General features: G+C 56.1%; 19 protein-coding genes. All 19 read left to right on the top strand.

Translation table 11 applies throughout. The features are described 5' to 3' along the window. Nucleotides 1-54: 54 nt before the first annotated feature. Nucleotides 55-660 (top strand): Holliday junction branch migration protein RuvA, encoded by a 606-nt coding sequence (gene ruvA, locus LAO21_14220; GenBank protein MBZ5553875.1) that lies wholly within the window; start codon nucleotides 55-57, stop codon nucleotides 658-660. A gap of 216 nt (nucleotides 661-876) precedes the next feature. Further along, complete coding sequence (locus LAO21_14215; protein MBZ5553874.1) at nucleotides 877-2,523, top strand: hypothetical protein; 1,647 nt, start codon at nucleotides 877-879, stop codon at nucleotides 2,521-2,523. 117 nt (nucleotides 2,524-2,640) lie between these two features. Next, nucleotides 2,641-4,272 carry a hypothetical protein gene (locus LAO21_14210; GenBank protein ID MBZ5553873.1) on the top strand — a complete coding sequence of 544 codons (1,632 nt, stop codon included), beginning with the start codon at nucleotides 2,641-2,643 and terminating at the stop codon, nucleotides 4,270-4,272. A gap of 124 nt (nucleotides 4,273-4,396) precedes the next feature. Next, nucleotides 4,397-6,025, top strand: a complete 1,629-nt coding sequence (locus LAO21_14205; protein ID MBZ5553872.1) for a hypothetical protein — start codon at nucleotides 4,397-4,399, stop codon at nucleotides 6,023-6,025. A gap of 122 nt (nucleotides 6,026-6,147) precedes the next feature. Continuing rightward, complete coding sequence (locus LAO21_14200; protein ID MBZ5553871.1) at nucleotides 6,148-7,812, top strand: hypothetical protein; 1,665 nt, start codon at nucleotides 6,148-6,150, stop codon at nucleotides 7,810-7,812. Next, a complete protein-coding gene (locus LAO21_14195; GenBank protein MBZ5553870.1) occupies nucleotides 7,790-8,068 on the top strand; it encodes a hypothetical protein in 279 nt (92 codons plus the stop codon). The genes LAO21_14200 and LAO21_14195 overlap by 23 nt, the downstream gene beginning before the upstream one ends. A gap of 35 nt (nucleotides 8,069-8,103) precedes the next feature. Beyond that, nucleotides 8,104-8,289, top strand: coding sequence for a hypothetical protein (locus LAO21_14190; GenBank protein MBZ5553869.1), 186 nt, complete (start codon nucleotides 8,104-8,106; stop codon nucleotides 8,287-8,289). Between the two features lie 221 nt (nucleotides 8,290-8,510). Then, a complete protein-coding gene (locus LAO21_14185; GenBank protein ID MBZ5553868.1) occupies nucleotides 8,511-8,774 on the top strand; it encodes a hypothetical protein in 264 nt (87 codons plus the stop codon). A gap of 196 nt (nucleotides 8,775-8,970) precedes the next feature. Continuing rightward, on the top strand, nucleotides 8,971-9,498 hold the full coding sequence (locus LAO21_14180) for a hypothetical protein (GenBank protein MBZ5553867.1): 528 nt from the start codon (nucleotides 8,971-8,973) through the stop codon (nucleotides 9,496-9,498). 67 nt (nucleotides 9,499-9,565) lie between these two features. Beyond that, complete coding sequence (locus tag LAO21_14175; GenBank protein MBZ5553866.1) at nucleotides 9,566-10,510, top strand: Tad domain-containing protein; 945 nt, start codon at nucleotides 9,566-9,568, stop codon at nucleotides 10,508-10,510. Nucleotides 10,511-10,846: 336 nt separating this feature from the next. Beyond that, nucleotides 10,847-11,464 (top strand): hypothetical protein, encoded by a 618-nt coding sequence (locus tag LAO21_14170; protein ID MBZ5553865.1) that lies wholly within the window; start codon nucleotides 10,847-10,849, stop codon nucleotides 11,462-11,464. Between the two features lie 113 nt (nucleotides 11,465-11,577). Next, on the top strand, nucleotides 11,578-12,456 hold the full coding sequence (cpaB, locus tag LAO21_14165; protein ID MBZ5553864.1) for a Flp pilus assembly protein CpaB: 879 nt from the start codon (nucleotides 11,578-11,580) through the stop codon (nucleotides 12,454-12,456). An 89-nt stretch (nucleotides 12,457-12,545) separates the two neighbouring features. Further along, nucleotides 12,546-13,892, top strand: a complete 1,347-nt coding sequence (locus tag LAO21_14160; GenBank protein MBZ5553863.1) for a pilus assembly protein N-terminal domain-containing protein — start codon at nucleotides 12,546-12,548, stop codon at nucleotides 13,890-13,892. 675 nt (nucleotides 13,893-14,567) lie between these two features. Beyond that, the gene (locus tag LAO21_14155) at nucleotides 14,568-16,157 is read left to right on the top strand and encodes a CpaF family protein (protein MBZ5553862.1); all 1,590 of its coding nucleotides are present in this window, start codon (nucleotides 14,568-14,570) and stop codon (nucleotides 16,155-16,157) included. Between the two features lie 39 nt (nucleotides 16,158-16,196). Next, on the top strand, nucleotides 16,197-17,066 hold the full coding sequence (locus tag LAO21_14150) for a type II secretion system F family protein (protein ID MBZ5553861.1): 870 nt from the start codon (nucleotides 16,197-16,199) through the stop codon (nucleotides 17,064-17,066). A gap of 48 nt (nucleotides 17,067-17,114) precedes the next feature. Further along, nucleotides 17,115-17,312 (top strand): hypothetical protein, encoded by a 198-nt coding sequence (locus LAO21_14145; protein MBZ5553860.1) that lies wholly within the window; start codon nucleotides 17,115-17,117, stop codon nucleotides 17,310-17,312. Between the two features lie 46 nt (nucleotides 17,313-17,358). Next, nucleotides 17,359-18,261: a type II secretion system F family protein gene (locus LAO21_14140; GenBank protein ID MBZ5553859.1), complete on the top strand. Its 903-nt coding sequence runs from the start codon at nucleotides 17,359-17,361 to the stop codon at nucleotides 18,259-18,261. Then, the gene (locus LAO21_14135) at nucleotides 18,248-18,625 is read left to right on the top strand and encodes a DUF192 domain-containing protein (GenBank protein MBZ5553858.1); all 378 of its coding nucleotides are present in this window, start codon (nucleotides 18,248-18,250) and stop codon (nucleotides 18,623-18,625) included. Before LAO21_14140 ends, LAO21_14135 begins: the two co-directional genes overlap by 14 nt. After that, nucleotides 18,604-20,733, top strand: coding sequence for an FHA domain-containing protein (locus tag LAO21_14130; protein ID MBZ5553857.1), 2,130 nt, complete (start codon nucleotides 18,604-18,606; stop codon nucleotides 20,731-20,733). The genes LAO21_14135 and LAO21_14130 overlap by 22 nt, the downstream gene beginning before the upstream one ends. Nucleotides 20,734-20,780: the final 47 nt, after the last annotated feature.

The raw sequence follows: 20,780 nt of genomic DNA, 5'->3' as shown, positions 1-20,780 counted from the left end.
CACTGCTCGGGGGGACAAGAACGGGGTCAATGCTCGCGGTCAAACGATCATCTCATGATTGCCCACCTCACCGGGAAGATCCTCAGTAAACAGCCCAATCAACTGACCCTCGATGTCGGGGGAGTCGGGTACGACGTAACGATCCCTCTCTCCACTTTCTACGAGCTGCCTGACGACAGCGCCCCGATCTCCCTGCATATTCATACTCATGTTCGCGAGGAGACGATCGCCCTGTTTGGATTCCTGACCCGGACTGAGAAACAGGTCTTCGAAAAACTCATCAGCGTGTCCGGGATTGGTCCGAAACTGGGGATTGCGATCCTTTCCGGGATGAGCGTCAACGAACTGGTGCCGTCGATTCAGCATGGCAATATTGTCCGGCTCACTCATATCCCCGGGGTGGGAAAGAAAACCGCGGAGCGACTGGTGCTCGAGCTTCGAGACAAGCTGAGCACGCTGGCGCCTCCCAGTCAGGCGCCGCCTGAAGAATGGCCGGCCCACGTCCACCCCGTCAAGGACGACGCCATCTCCGCCCTGGTGAACCTGGGATATCCGGCGGCCCTGGCGGACAAGGCCGTTCGCGAGGTGCTGCACAACGAGGGCAACGAGCAGACCTTTGAGAACCTTCTGAAAAAATCGCTTCAGTTCCTGACCCGTTGAATAAGAGATACCCCGATCCGGAAGGAGAGCTGAGAGCCACCGGATGCTGCCCGTCGAACACTGAGCCCAGAGCGGCAAACCGTTCGTGAGTTGCGCTTCCTGTTCTTGAAACCAAGAACTGCGACGTAGGTCGTACGATGAAGGCGGACCCATGAGAATGCGATCGCATGAACCGAACCACCGACTGGCCTAGAATGAGCTGATGGGGGACGGTCGATGTCCATGAAGGTTTCCATCTTAGCCGATCCGCCTAAGACCGGCAGAGCAAAAACTCTTTCCCGCTGGCTCCAGTGGACCTTCCCCACCAGTTCTGAGGTGTTATTCTGGACGCTGATCTTTCTGATGCTCTTCGGCCACCTGAGTCAATTTTTGTTTCGAGACGGCGATCCCGGGTGGAATATTCGAACGGGTCAGTACATCATTAAGACCTTGAGCATCCCTCATCACGATATCTTTTCCTTCTCGATGCCCCACGCCTGGTGGGTCGCCTATGAGTGGGGCACTCAAGTCATCTTTGCCGCCCTCGATCGATACCTCGGCTTCAACGGCATCGCCCTCTTTGTGGTCTTTGTCTTGGCTACAACTTATACCCTCCTCTACAAGTCTTTAAGAAGTGAAGGATTCTCATTCTGCCTCTCATTTCCTCTTCTTTTGTTTGTGATCCTCGGAAGCGAATTTCAATGGGCGGCACGACCGTTCATGTTGTCCTACTTGTTCGTCACCCTCTTCTATTCCCGCCTCGACCGGTACATGCGGGCAACCATTCCGGTCAAGCGGCTCTGGGCCCTGCCGCTCCTGATGATCCTGTGGGTAAACCTGCATCCTGGTTTCCTGGCAGGGGTCTTATTGATCTTGACATTTCTAGTTGGCAACGTGCTCGGGCTTGCCTTCTCCCTCGCTGAAGCGCGTTCAGCTATCAACCTCAGAATTCGTCAAATCGGGGGAATTGCCATTGCAACCATTGCAGCTTCTCTTTTGAACCCATACGGCTACCGGCTCTACGTTTACCTGTTTGAGTATTCTAAGACCGTTCACAACATAGCCCTCAGCCATAATGAGCTTTCTTCCCCCATGTTTCAGATAGCGGTTTATCAGCCCTTCCTCGCGGCTGTGATCGCGCTCATCTTCCTGTTGCGGTACTCCCGGTACCAGCTTCGGGTGGATGAGGGGCTCACCTTGGTCATCTGGGTTGCCTTGGGTTTGGTTTCCCTAAGGAACATCCCGGTGATGCTTTTGGTCTGCGCCCCCCTCTATGCCCGCCTCATCCAAGGGCTGAAGGATCCCTTTACTGAATGGCTTTCCCAATTGCCGAAAATACGGCCCACTTTGCATCGATTGTTTCACCGCCTCGAACTCGTTATATCGATGGAGCAGCATTTCCGCCGCCATTTGCTTTCGTTGGGGCTTGCCTTCATGATGCTCTGGGTTGTAGCCCACCAGGGATACTGGGGTGGAAAGCGAGTCATGGATTTCCATTTCCTCGAGGAATGGGGTTATCCGGCGGCCGCCCTGCAGTACCTTCAAGCGCACCCTCCCTCGGGAAACGTCTTTAACGAGTGGACGATGGGGGGGTATCTCATTTATAACTTCTATCCGAACATGAAAGTCTTTTCCGACGGACGCCTGGATTTCTACGGAGAGGCATTCACACGCCAGTACGTCAAGCTCATCAATACCCCTGAGGGTGAAACCGCGAAAGACGACTGGAAGGAAGTATTCGATCGCTACCAGATCCAATGGGTAATGATTCCGCCGACCTTTGCCTTACGTCTTGCATTGGACGCCGATCCCGCTTGGGAACGCCGCTTCCTAGATGACCACTGCGTGATTTTTGTCAGAAAGAAACCGGAGGACATGTCATGACGGTTGAAGACAAATCGCCGGAACCGTATTCCGTGCGAGACCAGTTCCACAGGCTCCGGAACGATTGTGCCGACACTCCGCGGCTCATCCGAAGACCTCCTTTCGAGTTCGATGGATATGAATGACCTACAAGTTTCCACGGCTCCTCTTCCTGCCTTTTCAAAGAAGCCTGCCGGTTGGCTGCAGTGGCTTCTCCCCTCGACGGCTGAGATCTGTTTTCTCACACTGGTTCTGATTCTCCTGTTCGGGCGCACGGATCCATACTTTCTTTATGACGGCGATCGCGGCTGGCACATCCGCGCCGGCCAGTACATCCTGGACACCCACCGCATCCCCCATCAGGACATCTTTTCATTTAGTATGCCCCATGCCTGGTGGGTCGCGTACGAGTGGGGAACAGAGGTGATCTTCGCCGCTCTGGACCGTCATTTTGGTCTGAACGGCATTATTGTTCTTGTTGTATTCATCCTGGCAGCAAGCTATGCCCTGCTCTATCGGCTGCTCCGGCGCGAGGGGTTTTCCTTTACTCTTTCATTTCTCACCCTCCTCTGCGTCATCCTGGGGAGCCGTTTTCATTGGGCGGCGCGGCCGCAGGTGGTGTCCTATCTGTTTGTGGTGCTGTTCATCTTCATTCTCGATCGGTTCTCTCAAGGTTCGACTCCGGCCCGACGACTGTGGTTCCTCCCGATACTGATGATCTTCTGGGTGAACCTGCACCCCGGTTTCATCGCCGGGGAAATCCTCCTCTTCACTTTTCTCATTAGCGCCGCGCTGCGTTACACCTTTTCCAGAGCGGAGCAGCGTGCGTCCCAGCGAGCACGACTCCGCCAAATCAGTGTGATCGCTGCCGCCACCTGGCTGGCCTCGCTGGTCAATCCCTATGGATTCGGAATCTATATTTATCTGGTTCGATTTTTTAGCACGGTTCACACCCTTCTCCCGGTCAGCGAACTCCTTTCCCCCATCTTCCAGATGTCCGTCTTCCAGCCCTACCTGGCGTCCATTCTCCTTTTGATTTTCCTCGTGAGGTACACTCGCTACCGGCTCCGGTTGGAGGAGACCTTTACCCTGAGTGTCTGGATTGCGCTTGGCTTGATTTCGCTTCGGAATATCCCCGTAACGATGTTCATCTGTGCTCCCATTTATGCGCGCCTGCTGAGGGGGTTGAATTCACCTTTTCAGGAATGGATTTCGCGAGCGCCACGGCTTCAGGCGCGCATCCAGACTTTCTGCCGCCGCCTTGAGCGGGCGATTTCGATGGAGCAATTCTTCAACCGCCACGTTCTCCTTGTGGGCGTCCTCCTGGTCCTGGTCTGGAGTGTGGCGCACCAGGGGCACTGGGGAGACCGGGAGATCCTTCATTTTCGCTACACCGACGAATCCGATTATCCGGCCGCCGGGATGAACTATCTCCGGACTCACCGGCCCTCGGGACATGTGTTTAATGAATGGGCCATGGGAGGGTATCTCCTCTATGACTTTTATCCGGACATCCGGGTGTTTGCCGATGGACGGCTGGATTTTTACGGGGCGGATTTTGCGCGACTCTATCTAAATGTGATTAATACTCCACAGATTGAAAACAGAACCGGGAATTGGCGCGAGGTATTCAACCGATACCAAATTCAATGGGTCTTCATCCGCCCGAATCTCCCCTTGCGGCTGGTCCTGGATGCCGATCAGGAATGGGAGCGTTTGCTGCTGGACGAGCACTGCGCGATTTTCAGGCGAAAGGAAATGCTAAAATGAACGCGATGACCCAGGGCGAATCAACCGGAGGAGTAGACCCGGCAATCCGATATTGACGTCCCGCCGTCGAATGGGGCAAATCCGTCCCCGCAATCGGGGAGTTGAAGACTCCGGCCTGATCCCTATGAATGAGGCTCACATATCTCTGGCTGATACCTCTCCCCCTGCCAAGGCGCCCGCCGGATGGTTGCGTTGGATCCTCCCCTCGACGGCCGAGGTCTGTTTCATTACTCTGCTCCTGATCATGCTGTTTTCGCGGGTCAGCCAGTACTACTTTCTGGACGGCGATCCCGGCTGGCACATCCGCGCCGGACAGCACATCCTGGAAACTCACAGGATCCCCCATTCCGATGTCTTTTCGTTTTCCATGCCTCATGCCTGGTGGGTGGCCTACGAGTGGGGAACGGAGACGATCTTTGCCGCGCTCCATGGGCGTTATGGGTTGAACGGCGTGGTCCTCTTTATTGTTCTGGTTCTGGCCTCGTCCTACACCCTCCTCTATAAACTGCTCCGGGATGAAGGATTTTCATTTCTCCTTTCCTTTCCCCTCCTTCTATTTGTCATTCTCGGCAGCAGTTTTCATTGGGCTGCCCGGCCGCACGTGGTCTCCTATCTCTTCGTCATCCCGTTCTTTTATTTCCTGGACCGCTTCGCCCAGGGAAAAATCGCTCCACGGCGGATGTGGATTCTGCCCGTAATGATGGTTTTGTGGGTGAACCTGCATCCCGGCTTCATTGCTGGAGTAACGCTGGTTGTAACATTTTTCCTGGGCTCGGTGATCGAATATATCTTCGCGCAGAGCATGCAGCGGCCCGCGTTGCGTTTCAAGATAGTCAGCACCGGTCGAGTGGCCGCCCTGACCGTTGCCGCCACCCTCTTCAATCCCAATGGATATAAACTCTACATTTATCTGTACGAGTATTTCAAAACCGTTCACCACCTCCATATGATGAACGAATTGACTTCCCCCATTTTTCAACTGGCGATTTTTCAACCCTTTCTTCTCGCAGTCATAGCACTCATCTTCCTGACCCGCTATTCCCGCTACCAGCTCCGAGTGGATGAGGTGCTCAATCTGACCATCTGGATCGCTCTGGGACTGGTTTCCCTGAGAAATATCCCGGTGATGTTCTTGATCTGCGCCCCCATTTATGCCCGCATGCTGCTGGGTCTCAAGCAGCCCCTGGCAGAAGGCCTGTCAAGGGTGCCGAAGATCAGAGCTGGAGGCGACCGGTTTATCCGCCGGTTCGAGTTGGCGGTCTCGTTGGAACGCCAGTTCAATCGACACCTTTCCTCGTCCGCCTGTGTTCTCATCCTGATCTGGATTGTCGTTCATCACGGGTACTGGGGGGGCCAACGGCTCATGGACTTCCGTTTTCTCGAGGAGCGGGGATATCCGGCGGCCGCTGTTGAGTTTCTGAAGACCCACCGGCCGCCAGGACATGTCTTTAACGAGTGGACGATGGGGGGATATTTGATCTACAACTTCTACCCGAACATCAAGGTGTTTGTGGACGGCCGGACAGACCTGTATGGCGAGGCCTTCACCCAGCAATATGTTGACCTCATCAACACCCCCAACGCGGTGAACGGGAAAGAGAACTGGAAGGAGGTGTTTGACCGCTACCATATCCAGTGGGTGATGATTCGGCCAGAGTTCGCATTGCGCTGTGTGCTGGATTCAGACCCGGACTGGAAGCGCGTCTTCCTCGATGAGAATTGCGTGATCTTCATTCGTCAGGAGATGGGATAGCGTCGGCGAATCTCAGGACTCCGGTCACGCGCGGTTCGAATGAAAGCCCCTGTTCATCAACCTCGAATGGGAATTCATTATCTCTTCCGACCACTTTGGATGGGACGATCCTATCTTCCATTATGAAAGATCCTCAGCCTCCTCCTTCCGGCGATCACGACGCTGCAAAAGATCGATGGCGGTTCCTGCGTTGGCTGCTCCCTTCGACGGCACAGGTGTGCTTCATGACCCTGGTGTGCATCATGCTTTTCGGGCGGCCAAGCTTATACCTCTTCCGGGATGGAGATCCGGGGTGGCATATCCGCACGGGACAGTTTATTCTGAACACCCATCAGATTCCGCATCAAGACCCTTTTTCCTTTTCCATGCCCGACACAAGATGGGTCGCCTGGCAGTGGGGCACGGAGATCATCTTTGGCGCCCTGGACCGCCGCTTCGGCTTGAATGGCGTCGCGTTCTTTGTGGTCCTGATGCTCGCCGGAAGCTACACCCTCTTGTACAAACATCTCCGGCGGGAAGGTTTCTCTTTCACCCTCTCGTTCGCCCTGCTTTTATTCGTCCTCCTGGGAAGCAAATTTCACTGGACGGCCCGGCCCCTCGTCATGTCGTACTTGTTCTCCGTTCTGTTTGTCTTTTTTCTGGATCCGTTTCTGCAGGGGAAAATCCCGGCCCAGAGGCTGTGGCCCCTGCCGTTGCTGATGGTCCTCTGGGTGAACATGCACCCTGGGTTTGTCGCAGGGCTGATCCTGGTATTGATCTTCTGGTGCAGCGCATTGCTGGAATACATTTTCTCATCAGCAGGGCGGCGGCCGGCGGTGACTTCAAAGCTGAAACACACGGGAGTCTTGGCAGCCGCCACATTTGCGGCTTCCCTGGTCAACCCTTACGGGTACACCATCTACCCCTACCTATTTAGGTATCTGAGGATGGTCCACGACCTCGTCTTCTCTCAAAACGAACTGTCTTCCCCACATTTTCAAATAGCGGTCTTCCAGCCTTTTCTGCTGGCGGTGGTTTCACTCTTATTCCTGATAAGGTATTCACATTATCGTCTTCGGTCGGAGGAGTGCTTTTTGCTGAGCGCGTGGGTTGCCCTTGGCCTTGTATCCTTACGGAATATCCCCATCATGCTTTTGATCTGTGCTCCCATTTATGCCCGCTTGCTCGAGGGACTGAAGCCACCGTTGGGGGAGTGGCTGGCTCAGGTCCCTCGGCTTCGAGACCGGTTGGAGCGGATGTTCAATCGCCTTGAAAGGGTGGTCGCGATAGAGCGACACGTCAAGATTCCCATTCTTTCTTCAACCCTCCTACTCGTTTTCATCTGGATCGTAGCTCACCATGGAATCCTGGGAGGCCGGCCGATGATGAATTTTCAATTCTCCGGCGAGGACTATCCGACGGCGGCCCTGCAGTATCTCAAGAGCGATCGACCCGCAGGAAACGTCTTCAACGAATTAACCCTGGGGGGATACCTCATTTACAATTTCTATCCGGATATCAGGGTATTTGTGGATGGACGGATTGATTTTTATGGGGAGACATTCACGCGAAATTACGTTGAATTGTTCAGCACCCCCCAGGGCAGTCGCGGCCATGGCAATTGGAAGGAAGTCTTCGCTCGCTATCAGATTCAATGGGTCATGATCCCTCCCCACTTCGCTTTGCGCTATGTGCTGGATGCAGATTCCGACTGGCAGCGACGATTCCTCGACTCCACCTGCGTGATATTTGTCAAAAGGGCCGGACAGGTCAGCAGACCGGTGCTTGACACGACAATTCATTTTTGACATACTCCGAGATGTTAAGAAATCGTATATTGATCATCCTTCCTACTACTTTGTCGCTTACTGCCAGAAGATGAGCAAGAGACTCCGTTTCTCGCTACTTCAAAAACGACACACTTCAAAAGGCCAGGCTTTACTTGAGTACGTCCTGTTGCTGATATTTTTTGTGTTTGTCCTTTATGTTTTCATGAAGTTTGGGAAGGTGCTGGCCGGCGCATTCGGCACCGTCGCAAAATCCCTTGCACGGACGGTACCTTAAGATTCTTTAGAGGCTTTGTTCTCGATAAAGCTCCAATGAAACGAAGGCTTAAGCTTCGAGAGACCCGTGGGCAGACCTTATTTGAGTATCTCTCCCTCCTTATCCTGGTGGGCGGAATTACGATCGCTCTTTTTGTATTTGTGGTTCCCCGTTGGATCCAGGTCGTTGGGCTGATTATCAAGGCGGTTATCTCCGTTTATACGACTTCAGCCAGCCTTTGACGGGGGACTGTTCGAAACACGTGGTTGTTCACGGAGTGGTAGCGGCACGATTCTTCGGAGGCATGCGAGATGTTCCCTGCGAGCAGGGCGCATCAAGTTCCCGCCACTTCACACCGGGAATTTGCCTTATTCCATGGCTCTTTTTTGAGGAACCGGTCAACCCTTAACACCGTTCGCCTTGTCTTCAGGGTAGGCGAACCCAATCAGTCAAGGAGGACAGAATGTTCGTCAAGCTGTTGCATTTGAGTGAAGCAGCGGTGAAGTGGTCCTGGAAGGGATTGTTTGGAGCATCGGCACTCCGCCGAAAACTCCGGGAAGAGCGCGGGCAGACCACCTTGGAATATCTGGTGATCGTGGTCATCATGGTAAGCCTGTTGATTGCCATCGCCATGTTCCTTTCTCCGACGTTCAAGAACCTGGTGAGCAACCTCATTAAGAACATTCAGGCCGCCATCACGAACGTTTCCACGGTCCAAGGAAACTGACGGCCCGTTGTCGAATGTTTGCCCCTCATCGAAGGCCTGGATGCCATCAAGAGTGTAGGTGTACGTTGGACTTGATAGGCAGCGCGCCTCTGTTTCAGAAGCTCGTCAAGCCTGGCCGCCGATGCAGGGATTTCCCCTCAGGGCGTACGACAGCGCTATGGGGTAGCGCATAATCAATGCCGTGGTTCTGTAAAAAATGACCAATCTCCCAAAAGAAGGCGTCCGGACAGGCGCGTCCCGAAGAAGAAGAAACGAAAAGGGCCAGGTACTCCTGGAATTCATCCTCAACTTTGTGATCTTTTTCTTCCTGCTTTATGCCCTGGTGATCATCTCCATGGTGGCCAGTACGAAGCTGCTGACCAATTACGCCGCCTTTGCGGCCGCCCGTGCCTGGTCCGTGAACGTGGACAACGGCGATGACATGGACAAGGCCAAAGACGCTGCCAAGGATGTATTGCGGGCGATGAAGTGGAATACCGATATTCTGGGCGACATTGATGGGGTTGATGTCAACAAAGGATCCTGTCACGGCATCAGCGGAAGTGGCGGCGGGGGAGACAACAAAGATGCTTGTATCGAGGTGACCTACAAGACGAGCTTGCGCGTCCCGAGGCTCCTGTCGGGGGCCTCTTCTTCTGGAATCAAGATCATCGCCCGCATGCCCATGAGACAGGAATCCATTAAGGAAAACGACGAAAAGGGAGACAACAAGCCCAACTACTAAGGCTGACCGCGCCGATTGAAATCGATTCGAGAACCAGTTTTTGAACCGTGTGGGGAGGATTTTCACGATGCAACCCGCGAAGAAACGCCTTCAGAATGAGCGGGGACAAACCACGATATTCTTTATTGCTGCCTTCTGGACGCTCTTTTTGTTCCTGGCATTCGTGGTCAATTTGGGGGAAGCGATTAACCGCCGGGTCAAGCTCCAGATGGTCGCCGACGCCGGCGCCTGGACGGGCGCTTCCAAACAGGCCTCCGAGCTCAATGGCCTTTCCGATTTAAATGACTACGAGCACAACTTTGTATTCATCCCCGCCGCACTCTTGTCCTCGTACTGGACCCTGACTTTAGAGCCCCTGGCCGACATCTCCGATATCCTGTGGGAGGTCGGGAACCCGATCTACAAGGGATTGTTCGAGATCAAGGACCAGTTGGGGAATGAGAACGCGGCGTCGGCGGCGATCGAGGTAACCAACTACAACGTCAAAGAACTCTTCCCGAAAGAGTCGGTGGACTATGTCAGCAACCCCGTGCTTTACGCGGCCGCCGAGCTGATCGAGAAGGACAAAGTGTCTAAAATGGAGGGCGAAAACACCTATTATATTGGCTACACGCCCCCCTGGACATTTACGACGCACGGCGCCATCGACCTCAGCACCGTTTGGTACAAGGCCAAGAAAGGCCATGAAACGGTTAATTTCTTCTGGTGGGCGCATGTCAGCGAAACGGGCGCGCCCGTTCTGCCCAGCGTTTTCAGGCTTCCCGCGATGACTGCGGTGGCCCTGGCAAAACCCACCAACGGCGAATTAGATCCGGAAGGCGACGCTCACAGCAACGGGTATTCGACGCGGATGTTGCCCATGAAGGACCACTTCACAAACTACATGGGTTATCTCGCGACGACCATCACCTACGGGCAATTAGCCATCACGGATTTTGGCGCTGCCACGACCTGTGTGGTAGGGGGTGAATTTAGCACGAACATCCCGTTCTGGCACCCGCTGGTTCATTGACACAGCGACGAACCCGGCCCGGCTCTACCCGGGGCCTTGGATGTCCCCCCGGAGGACGCCGGAAAAGAGCAGGCAACGAACTTGTGTTCGAGTTTGCAGCGGTCGACCGATCCAAGGCAGGCGAGCTCTCGAGGAAAGCTATTGGCGGACCGATTCGTGACGGAAGGATTGGAATTCAGCAGATAGAGTAGGGGAATGCACGCTTGCCCGTCAGGGCATTCGAGATGTGTGGAGGAATGGATGTTCAGTCTCACCAACAGAGCAGCCATAACCCGCAGGGCTAAGCGAGGTACTTCTCGACCGCGTTCCTGGGCGTCGAAGGCGGGCCAGTCGACCATGGAAACCCTCTTTGTCATGTTCCTGATGTTCATGATCATTGCCGCCATCTACCAGTTGTTCATCGTCCACAACACCTTTTTTCAGATGACCGCCAACGCGTACTACGACGCGTTTAAGGAGTCACGGGATCAGAACAAGAAGGATAATTCGTTTACCCTGAGTTCCTCCGATCTCGAGAAGCCCCTGACCTTGACCAATGGGATGAGCGGCGGGGACAATAAGACGATTCCGCTCATCCCCTTCTTTAAGGGCAGCCTCTCCGGCGTTTCCATGCGGGTGAGCCGGAACTTTCATTTGAGCCGGGGGACCGGGGGCGGCGCGTTGCCGGATTTTGGGACCACTTTCCGTGATGCCAGTAACAACGCACAAGGCCAAGGAACTCCTTGCACGGGATCGTGTGATTGCGTCATAGGACATGACGGCGACGGGAACCCAGTCACCACAATGCAGATGCAGATGCGAGCAATTATGCACGATCCCTTTTCCGAACCAAAGTTCCCCCATATCAGTTGCGTCGGCGCCCAGGCGGGACCGCAGCCCGGCGGAGGATATTGTCCAACGACGATCCTGGGCGGGGTAGCCCCGTGGGGATTGACTGCGACATGCAGTCCGTGAAAGAGAGAAGCATCGTGGGCGGAGTTTCTTTGCTTCGAGAATGGGTGGTTCTTGGTGAATGTCCGATGATCTCAGTGAATAATTTGATAATGAAACTCTAAGAGAGGCCTTTGATGAAAATCAAACCACGGGTTTTGATGTCGTTGCTTCTGGCGGTGGTCGCCGTGATTCTCGTTGCCGTGTACCTCAACACCAGGGAGGCCGCCTTGCTCGAACTCGCCACTCCCCGGGATGCAGTGGTTGCCACGGACGATATCCTGGCAAACACGCCGATCGATGAGAGCCAGGTCAAGCTGGCGAAAATCCCACAAAAGTATCTCCAGCCCGGACCCCTCTCGGATCTGAGACTGGTGATCGGACAGGTCTCAACGGTCCCTGTCTTGAAAGGCTCGCAGATTTCCGGCACGCAGTTGAGTTCTTATGGAAGGGGTACCGGCCTGGCCTTCAAGGTCCCGCGCGGGAAACGGGCGGTGACCGTTGCAGTCAACGATATCAACGGTGTGGCTACGCTGGTCCAGCCGGGAAACTACGTCGACATCGTGGCCCTGGTTAAATTCGGCTCGTTTCCTGCAAACGCCATGGCCAACCCCATGTCCATTGCTGCCAACCAGCAGTCCCAGGCGATGACACTTTTCCAGAATGTCCTCGTCCTGGCGACGGGGCGAGACACCGGAGAGGCATTCAATCTTTCGGGTCAGGAACGGACCCAGGCGAAACAGCGGCTCGAGCAATACGGCCAGACGGGGAACCCGGGCAAGGCGGATACGACCGGCGTGGCCTATACTTCAGTGACTTTCGCCATGACCCCGGAAAACGCGCAGGACCTGATACTGGCGCAGAATATTGGCGACCTCACGCTCGTCTTGCGCTCCTATCTGGAGAAGGACACGGTGGTCGAGTTGAAGAATTCCACGGCCATTACTGTGCTGAAGGTGGATATGCCTGTCGTTCCGAGGCATGCTGCCGCCTGGCGCGAGATTCGTGGACAGTGATCTCAGAAGTCGAGGAACCCGGGAATGAGCGGCACGCGAAATCAGTGAATGAGGCGCATTGCCCGCTCAAAAGAAAGGTGGGTAGTAAGGTGAAAAAGACAACTTGGAAGGAAGAAAATCGTCATTATTTCGGGCCAGCCCTGGGATTGCTGGGCGTACTGCTCCTGCTGGCCGGAATTCAGACCACGTGGGCTGAAGACCAAACCCTGTTTGTGGGAGACCAGAAGACCCTCACGATGAATTATAAGATCGGCAACATATCCATAGGCGATTCCAAGGTGTGCCAGATCGAGATCATCAAGGAACGCACCCAGGTCTTGATGATTGGCCGAGCCGTGGGCATCACCAAGCTCATCCTGTGGGACCAACAAGGGGCCATGCGGGATGAAATCCAGATCTATATAAACCCGACCAATGTGAAACAAACCATGCAGGAATTACAGCAGATCATTGGAACCATTGAAGGCATTAAGTTTCGCGCGGTCGGGTCCCAGGTGGTCATCGATGGGGAGGTCTTGACCCAGGACGACATGGATCGGATCAACAAAGTCGTCGCGGGTCGCAAGGACGTTCTGAACCTGGTGAAAATGTCCAAGGAAACGCAACGACTGATGGACGAGCAACAGGCCTCTTCAATCCGCACCGTGCAGCTGGATGTAAAGATCATGGAAGTCGACCGGGCCTATCTGCGGAATCTGGGGGTGCAATGGTCGGGCACTCCGGTCTCGCTGAACCCCTTGAGTTTCAAGTCGAAAGGAGGAGCGGCCCTCAGCCCGATTACGGGCACCATCAGCCTCCCGCAGTTGCAGGCGATCACGTCGACAAGCAAGGGACGTATTCTCTCGAATCCCACCATCATCACCCGCAGCGGAGAAAAAGGACACCTGTTCGTGGGAGGGGAGATTCCGATCCGTGTGGCCCAGGGGCTGGGTCAGTTCTCCGTCCAGTATAAGGAATTCGGGTTGAAGCTGGACTTTCTCCCCCAAGTCGACCAGCTGAACAACATTTCCATGGCGATCTCCATCGAGGCCAGCCGTCTGAGCGGACAGGGGACGGCGGACAGTCCCCCGGGCATTGTGAAGAACCAGGTGGACACGAAACTGTTCGTTCATGAAGGAGAAACCATTGTTCTGGGCGGGCTCGTTCAGAACGAGGACAGCCTCCAGGTGGACAAGATCCCGGCATTGGGGAACCTTCCGGCCCTGGGAAATTTGTTTAAGTCTTCAGCGTTTCGGAAGGATGAGACTGACCTGGTAATGTTTGCGACGCCTCGCCTCGTCAGGAGCGCGGCCGAGGCAGGTCAAAACGCAGCCGGGCAGACCCAGAAGAATTTCGATCAATACCAGGATCTGACGGCGACGGACAAGGAAATGGGCACTCCCGACGTCAACACCAAGAAAGACGACAAGACCAAGAAAACGAAGAAAAAGAAGTAGTGAATCCGGAACTCTGACCCCCGGCCGGAGGTCGTGGAGATCGGAGTTGTTGCGCACTCCAGCGGGCCATTGAGCGGAGGAGAGGGGACATTGAGCGCGGAATCCGCGGGACATATTATCACCGTCCATTCGGGCAAGGGCGCTTGCGGCAAAACGCTGTTCGCCGTCAACCTGGCCATCAGCCTCATGCGCGAGAGCAAGGGAAAAGTCTTGTTGCTCGACATGGGCCTACCGCTGCCCGGCGATGTGGCCCAATTGCTCGGCGTCGACAAACCCAAGGCCATCGCCGACCTCATCCCCTTGCTGGGCCGGTTGCAGCCTGCCCTGGTGAAGGGCTATTTCACTCACCACTCCTCGGGCATCGATGTCTTAGTGGCGATTAACGAATCCTTCCAAAGCAAGCTTATCAACGAAGGCCATATCAATCGCATTATGAACCTGGTCCGAGGGGGGTATAACTACGTGGTGGTGGACACCTCCACGGATCTGGATTCCACCAACCTGGAAATCTTCGACAACTCGGACGTCATTGCCCTGCTGGTGACTCCCGACATGCTTTCAGTGACGCGCGCGAAACGCAAGCTGGAATACCTCCAGTCGCTGCATTTTGCCCGCGAAATCTTCCGGGTCGTCGCAAATCGAGTGACGGCGAAGGCCCTGGTGAGTCCGGAGGTCATGGAACGCAGTTTGAACTTTCCCCTCAGCGTGCAGATTCCTGAGGACGGAGATGCGATTTCGTTGTCCATGTCGATGGCCACGCCGCTCGTGCTCATGGACGCGCGGCATGCGATTACGCGCGCCATCGACGCCACCAGCCAGATGCTTCACCAGCAATTGCGGACCGACTTCCGCCGACTGGGGGCCATGGCGCGGCAACAGCGGGGTGCGCCCGCGCCCGAGTTTCGCGCTTCCGCGGGACCGGTGCCTGCCGCCGCCGGCGGGGTGGTGGTCCCGATCAGTGGCGAGCGTACCACGGAAGAGAAGTTCCTCGACCTGAAACTGCGCATTCACAAACGGCTGGTGGACGAGCTGAAAATTGTGAAGTCGGACCTCGTGAGCCAGGATCCCACCAAGGTCCAGGAGGTCCGGCAGCGCGCTGAAATGAAGATAGTCGCCCTGCTGGATGAAGAGCTAAAAGGATTGACGGCGACCCGCGAACAGCGCAAGGAGCTGGTAAAGGAGATCTTTGACGAAGCCCTCGGGCTGGGCGCTCTCGAAGGGATGCTGGCCGACCCGGACATCACGGAAATCATGGTCAATCGCATCGACCAGATCTATGTGGAGCGCAGGGGCAAGATCGAGCTGAGCAAGTCACGGTTTCTGACCAACGAACAATTGCGCGGGGTGATCGAGCGCATTGTGGCCCCGCTGGGCCGACGCATTGATGAAAAATCGCCCATGGTGGATGCCCGCCTTTCCGACGGGTCCCGCGTCAATGCCATCATTCCACCCCTGGCGCTGGGCGGGCCATGTCTGACGATCCGCAAATTCCCCAAAAAGCGCTTGAAGGTCGAAGACCTCGTCCAGTACAACACGCTGACGAATCAGATGTCTCAGTTGCTGGCCGCGGCGGTCCGGGCGCGCCAAAACGTGGTCATCTCGGGCGGCACGGGCTCTGGAAAAACGACGTTGCTCAATATTCTTTCCTCCTTTATTCCCGCGGATGAGCGCATTGTGACCGTGGAAGACTCGGCGGAACTGCAGTTGCCCCAGGACCACGTGGTCCGTCTGGAATCCCGACCGGCGAACATCGAGGGAGAGGGAGCGATCACGATCCGCGATCTGGTGCGAAACTGTTTGCGTATGCGGCCGGACCGCATTGTGGTGGGCGAATGCCGCGGAGGCGAGGCCCTGGACATGCTCCAGGCGATGAACACGGGCCATGACGGATCGCTCACGACCGTCCACGCCAATACGCCGCGCGACGCCCTCTCGCGGCTGGAGACCATGAGCCTGATGGCGGGACTGGACCTGCCGTCCAAAGCCATCCGCGATCAAATCGCTTCGGCCATCCAGATTGTCGTGCAGCAGTCGCGCCTCGCGGACGGCAGCCGTAAAATCACCCACATTTCCGAGGTGACCGGACAGGAAGGCAGTGTCTTTACGATGTCCGATATTTTCATCTTCAAGCAAACCGGAATGTCCCCCGAGGGAAAAGTGCTGGGGCAGTTCGTGCCCACGGGAATCGTGCCCAGGTTTGTCGAGAAGTTGCAGCAGCGGGGCATCACCATTCCCAGGGAGATATTCCTGATCCAGACGGCCTGATCTGACCTCACGCCTGGGAGGAGAAGGAGAGAAAACGCTGTGAACCTATTTTTCCTGATATTCAGATGGCTGGTGGTGCTGATCTTCGGGATTCTGGTCGGCTTCATTGGTTATCAACTTTACCCTCCACTGGCGGAGCGCTTCAATGCGAACGTGGATAAGTACAGTCAGTGGATGTCCAATGAATTTTCGGAGCAGCGCAAGACCGTCTCCCCGAGGCGGTGCCGACAGATTTTAATCGGCTCCATGCTCGGGTTAGCGGCGCTGGGTGTGATGATTGATTACACCTCCATCATGCTTCCCCTGGTGGGCCTCGTGGCCGGCTATTTGATTCCGCGCACGGTGGTGAAGTATCTTCGCAAACGCCGGTTCGATCGGATTGACGCCCAATTGGTCGACACCCTGACCTTGATGGCCAGCGCGCTGCGCTCCGGCCTGAGTCTGCCCCAGGCCGTGGACCTGGTCGTGAAGGAAATCAAACCTCCGATTGCGGAGGAATTTTCCATCGTCGTGAAGGAGACCCGGCTCGGGGTGCTGCTCGATGATGCCCTGTTGAATATGGCCAATCGTCTGCCGATTGAAGACTTGAAGATGGTCATCACTTCCCTGGTGACCATCCGGGAGACCGGAGGAAATTTGACGGAGATTTTCGACGTCATCTCCCATACCATTCAGGAACGCAAGAAGGTGGAAAACAAGATCAAGGCGCTGACGGCCCAGGGGATGTTTCAGGGGCGGGCGATTGCCCTCATGCCCCTGGCGGTCGTGTTCATGTTCTATATGATGGATCCCGAGTTTGTGAAACCACTGTACACGACGGCGCTCGGCTGGATTGTAATCCTCCTCGTGGCTGGTTTGGTGAGCATGGGTTACTGGATGATGATGCAGATTGTAAAGATTGAGGTGTGAGCGATGGCCCTGCCCGGCTGCATGGAATTTCGTTATTGCCTGTCGTGGATGCAGACACGTCTCAGCAGACTCTGGAGGACCCGGCGACGCAGCGCGGGCGGACAAGCGATCTTTGAGTACGTGTTACTTTTGTTGATGCTCGGGCTGTTGGCGGCAGTTATTTATCGGATGGTCGCGCCGAAGATTGAAGACCTGCTCACCCAGATGGCCCAGTCCTGGATCGCACAGAGCATCGCAGGAGAATGAAACCTTAAATTCCGGCTTCGTCAATGAGGCCGGCCCGGGGATCACCATGGACGCACAGTTAGTGTGGAACCTGTGGAAGCTTGTGATACTGGCGATGAGCGTGATTGCCGCCTACTTGCTGGTTTCCGAGTTATACCCTGACGTGGAGGCTCGCCTCGTTCGCGACCGCCTCGTGGAGACCATCGACCGCAAAAAGATTAAGTCGCCCGTGCTGAGACTGCTTTTCCCCATTTGGAATATTTATGCGGGATCCATGCGGCGCTACAAGTTGGTAGAGTACCGCCAGGGTGTCCAGAAAAAGCTGGTTCAGGCAGGGGTCACCGACCAGATGACGGTGGACCACTTTCTCGCTGCCAAGGTGTTTTTCACTGTGGCCATCCCGTTGTTATTGGCGCTTGCCGTCGATACCTTTAAGAGGCCTCTGGGCGTGGTCCTGGCGGCGGTGATGGGATTCTATTTCGCGGACCTGTGGCTCGGATCCATGATCAAGGACCGGCAGACGAAGATTCTCAGGGCCATGCCCCTGTCGGTGGATCTGTTGACTCTGACGGTCGAGGCCGGCCTGGATTTTACAGGCGGCATCCAGCGGGTCGTGGATAAGGGGCCGTCCGGGCCTTTGCAGGAGGAGCTTCGGACGCTCCTGCAGGACATCCGTCTGGGGACGACGCGCGCCAACGGACTCCGCGCTTTGGAACAGCGATGTGCCATGGTGGAGGTAACCTCGTTTACCTCCGTCCTGATCCAGGCGGATCAGCTCGGCGCTTCTATTGGACCGGTGCTCCGGGCACAGGCTGAACGTATGCGCGCCGAAAGGTTCTCGCGTGCGGAGAAAATGGGGGCCGAAGCTGCCAGCAAGATCATATTCCCCATGATTATCTTCATCATGCCTGCGGTGTTTCTCATTCTCATCGGCCCGCTGATCCTCAAGATGATTTATGGACCGAAGTGAGGCGGAGACTCTCCGGATCGTCAACACGCGGACGGGTCATCAGCTCGCCGACCGGGCGTGGCTGGCCCAATCCCATGCATCGCGAATGAAAGGATTGCTCAACATCAAGGAACTCGAGGCCGGGCGTGGCTTGTTCATTCCCCGATGTGGCGCCATCCATACTTTTTTTATGAAGATGAAGATCGATGTGGTCTTTGTCGATGGAACTTTGCACGTGATGAGCCTTTTTCCTGCGGCTGCGCCGTTCCGGATGTTCTGGGGGGGATGGAAGGCCAGGGGGGTGATTGAATTGCCTCCCGGCACCATTCAGAGAACCGGAACACAACGGGGAGACTTGCTGGCATGCCACCCAGAATCGTCATAATCGAAGCGACCCGAGAACAGACCATCGAACTCCTGTCTCCGAGCACGGTTCTCGGGCGTGAAACAGGTTGCGATATCCAGCTCCTGGACCTCAAGCTCTCTCGGCGACATGCGAGACTCGACGTTTCTGCGCAGGGCGTCAGACTGTGTGACCTGGGAAGCCGCAACGGAACATTTCTGAATGGCCGTCAGATCACCGAGGCATGGTTGAGCCATGGCGATACGTTTCAGATCGGCCATGTGAGGATTACCTTTCTCCAGGCGAAGGGCGAAGACGAATCGACGGAGGAGGTTCCTCCCCCGACGGCTCCGTCGGGCCGATCCCGCGACACGCGGACCGTGACCTCTTCGACGCCACAGCCGGAAGGGTCGCAACCCGCTCCATCCTTCGACTCCGCTCAGCCCCCCGCGCCTGAAGTGGAACCGATGCCTCCCCCACCTGTTCCACCTTCCTCTTCAGTTCCCGTGCCTGAGACTTCCCCCGCAGCCGCTGAGCCTTCGGAGCCAAAAACGGTTTTTTTGGACGCGCAGAAAATGCAGGAAATCAGCCAGAGACCCGTTCCTCCGGCCGCTGAAGTATCTCCGAATGCTGAATCGACTTCTCGATTGCCCTCTATTGCTCCCGGCGAATCCAAAACGGTCTTCCTGGACGCAAAAAAAATGCAAGAGGTCAGCAGGGCGGCGCCTCCGCCCCCTTCGGCGCCCTTGAGGACTGATTCCACCGCGCGGCTGCCTGCGCTCTCCCAGCCTGTCGACCGCGGCACCCAGATTCTGAGTGTTCCCCCGACAGGCGAGCGAGACCGAACCGTTTATCTCCAGGCGGGATATTCGGGAACGACCGTTCTGACGCCTCAAGCCCCTCCTGCATCCGAAGAGGCGCTCCTCGCTCCGATGATGGAGCAAGTCCAGAAGAAGCTGGTCTCCCGGATCCGGTTTCCCCGGATGGCCTGGCGAGCGAAATTCACGCTGCTCCTGACCCTGATGCTCGTGTTTCTTTTGCTGGTCATCCTGTTGCCCCTCCTGAGGATTCAGGAAAAAGCGGTCGTTCGGACTTCGCTGGAACGGGGCCTGGCCCTGACAAACTCGCTGGCCGCGAGGAATTATTTTCCCGTCGCCAACAATCAGCGGCTTCAATTGGATACTGACTTCATCTCGCGAGAGGAGGGGGTCAGGCAGTCCGCCATCCTTGATCCGGGCGGGCTGGTGCTGAGCCCCGCCGCGAGGGCAGGCGAGGTCGTTACCCGGATCGAGGGAATCGACAAGAATACTGCGCAAATCAGGTTGATGGAGGAGGGCGTCACGGCATCGGGAGACTATAACCTTGTCCTTCCCATCAAGAATGAGAACGCACAAATCATCGGATATGCCTGGACCACCTACACGCCCGCCGGCCTTTCGCAGAGCGGGGGCAACATTACGGTGGTGATTATGCTGGTGGTTTTTCTGGCGGCTATCGGCGGGGCCGCCCTGGTGTGGAGCGCCACGAATATGACCGTCCAGCCGCTCCAGAGACTGCGCGATGAGACGGAATCTGCCATTCGAGGTGATGTCGATCGTGTCGATAGCCTGGTGGGTTTTGCCGAAATTAACGCGCTGGCACAGAGCATCAATCGATTGATCGAGCGAACAAGTCTGCCGCCTGAAATGGCTGCTCCGCGCCCGGAACAACCAGTTCAGACCCCTTACACTGCTCCTCCGCCAAGTCCCGGCGCATTCCCTCCGTCTCCCGGGATTCCGGCGACGCCCCTCTCGACGGCACCTGCTCCGGCCGTCTCCGTCGCCCCGGTGGCGCCCGCTCTCCCGGGCCCTTCGGAAGTCGGGGAATTGGTTGTGGATGGCAACTTTACCATCATGCAGGTCAAAGGATATGCGTCGAAATGGCTGGGGATGCGTGTCAACGAGCTCGTGGGAAAACATGTCATCGAAGCCGTGCGCGAGCAGCCGCTCCTTGAAGCCATCTTGGACCTTATCAATGCCCTCGCCGCCCAGCCGCAAGTCACACAGGAATTTGACTTCTCTTCGGTCCCTTCGCTGGGTGCCCCGTTTGTGCTTGAGGCCACCAAGGCCGGGGGAAGCGATCAGATTTCCATCAAGCTCAGCAGGAGGTGAGTGCGGATGAACCGCTGCTGAGCATCAACGGAATTGAATCCTAAGGG

It is taken from the genome of Terriglobia bacterium, from assembly GCA_020073085.1.
Classification (GTDB): Bacteria; Acidobacteriota; Terriglobia; order JAIQFV01; family JAIQFV01; genus JAIQFV01.
This window is presented reverse-complemented; position numbering and strand designations above follow the sequence as displayed.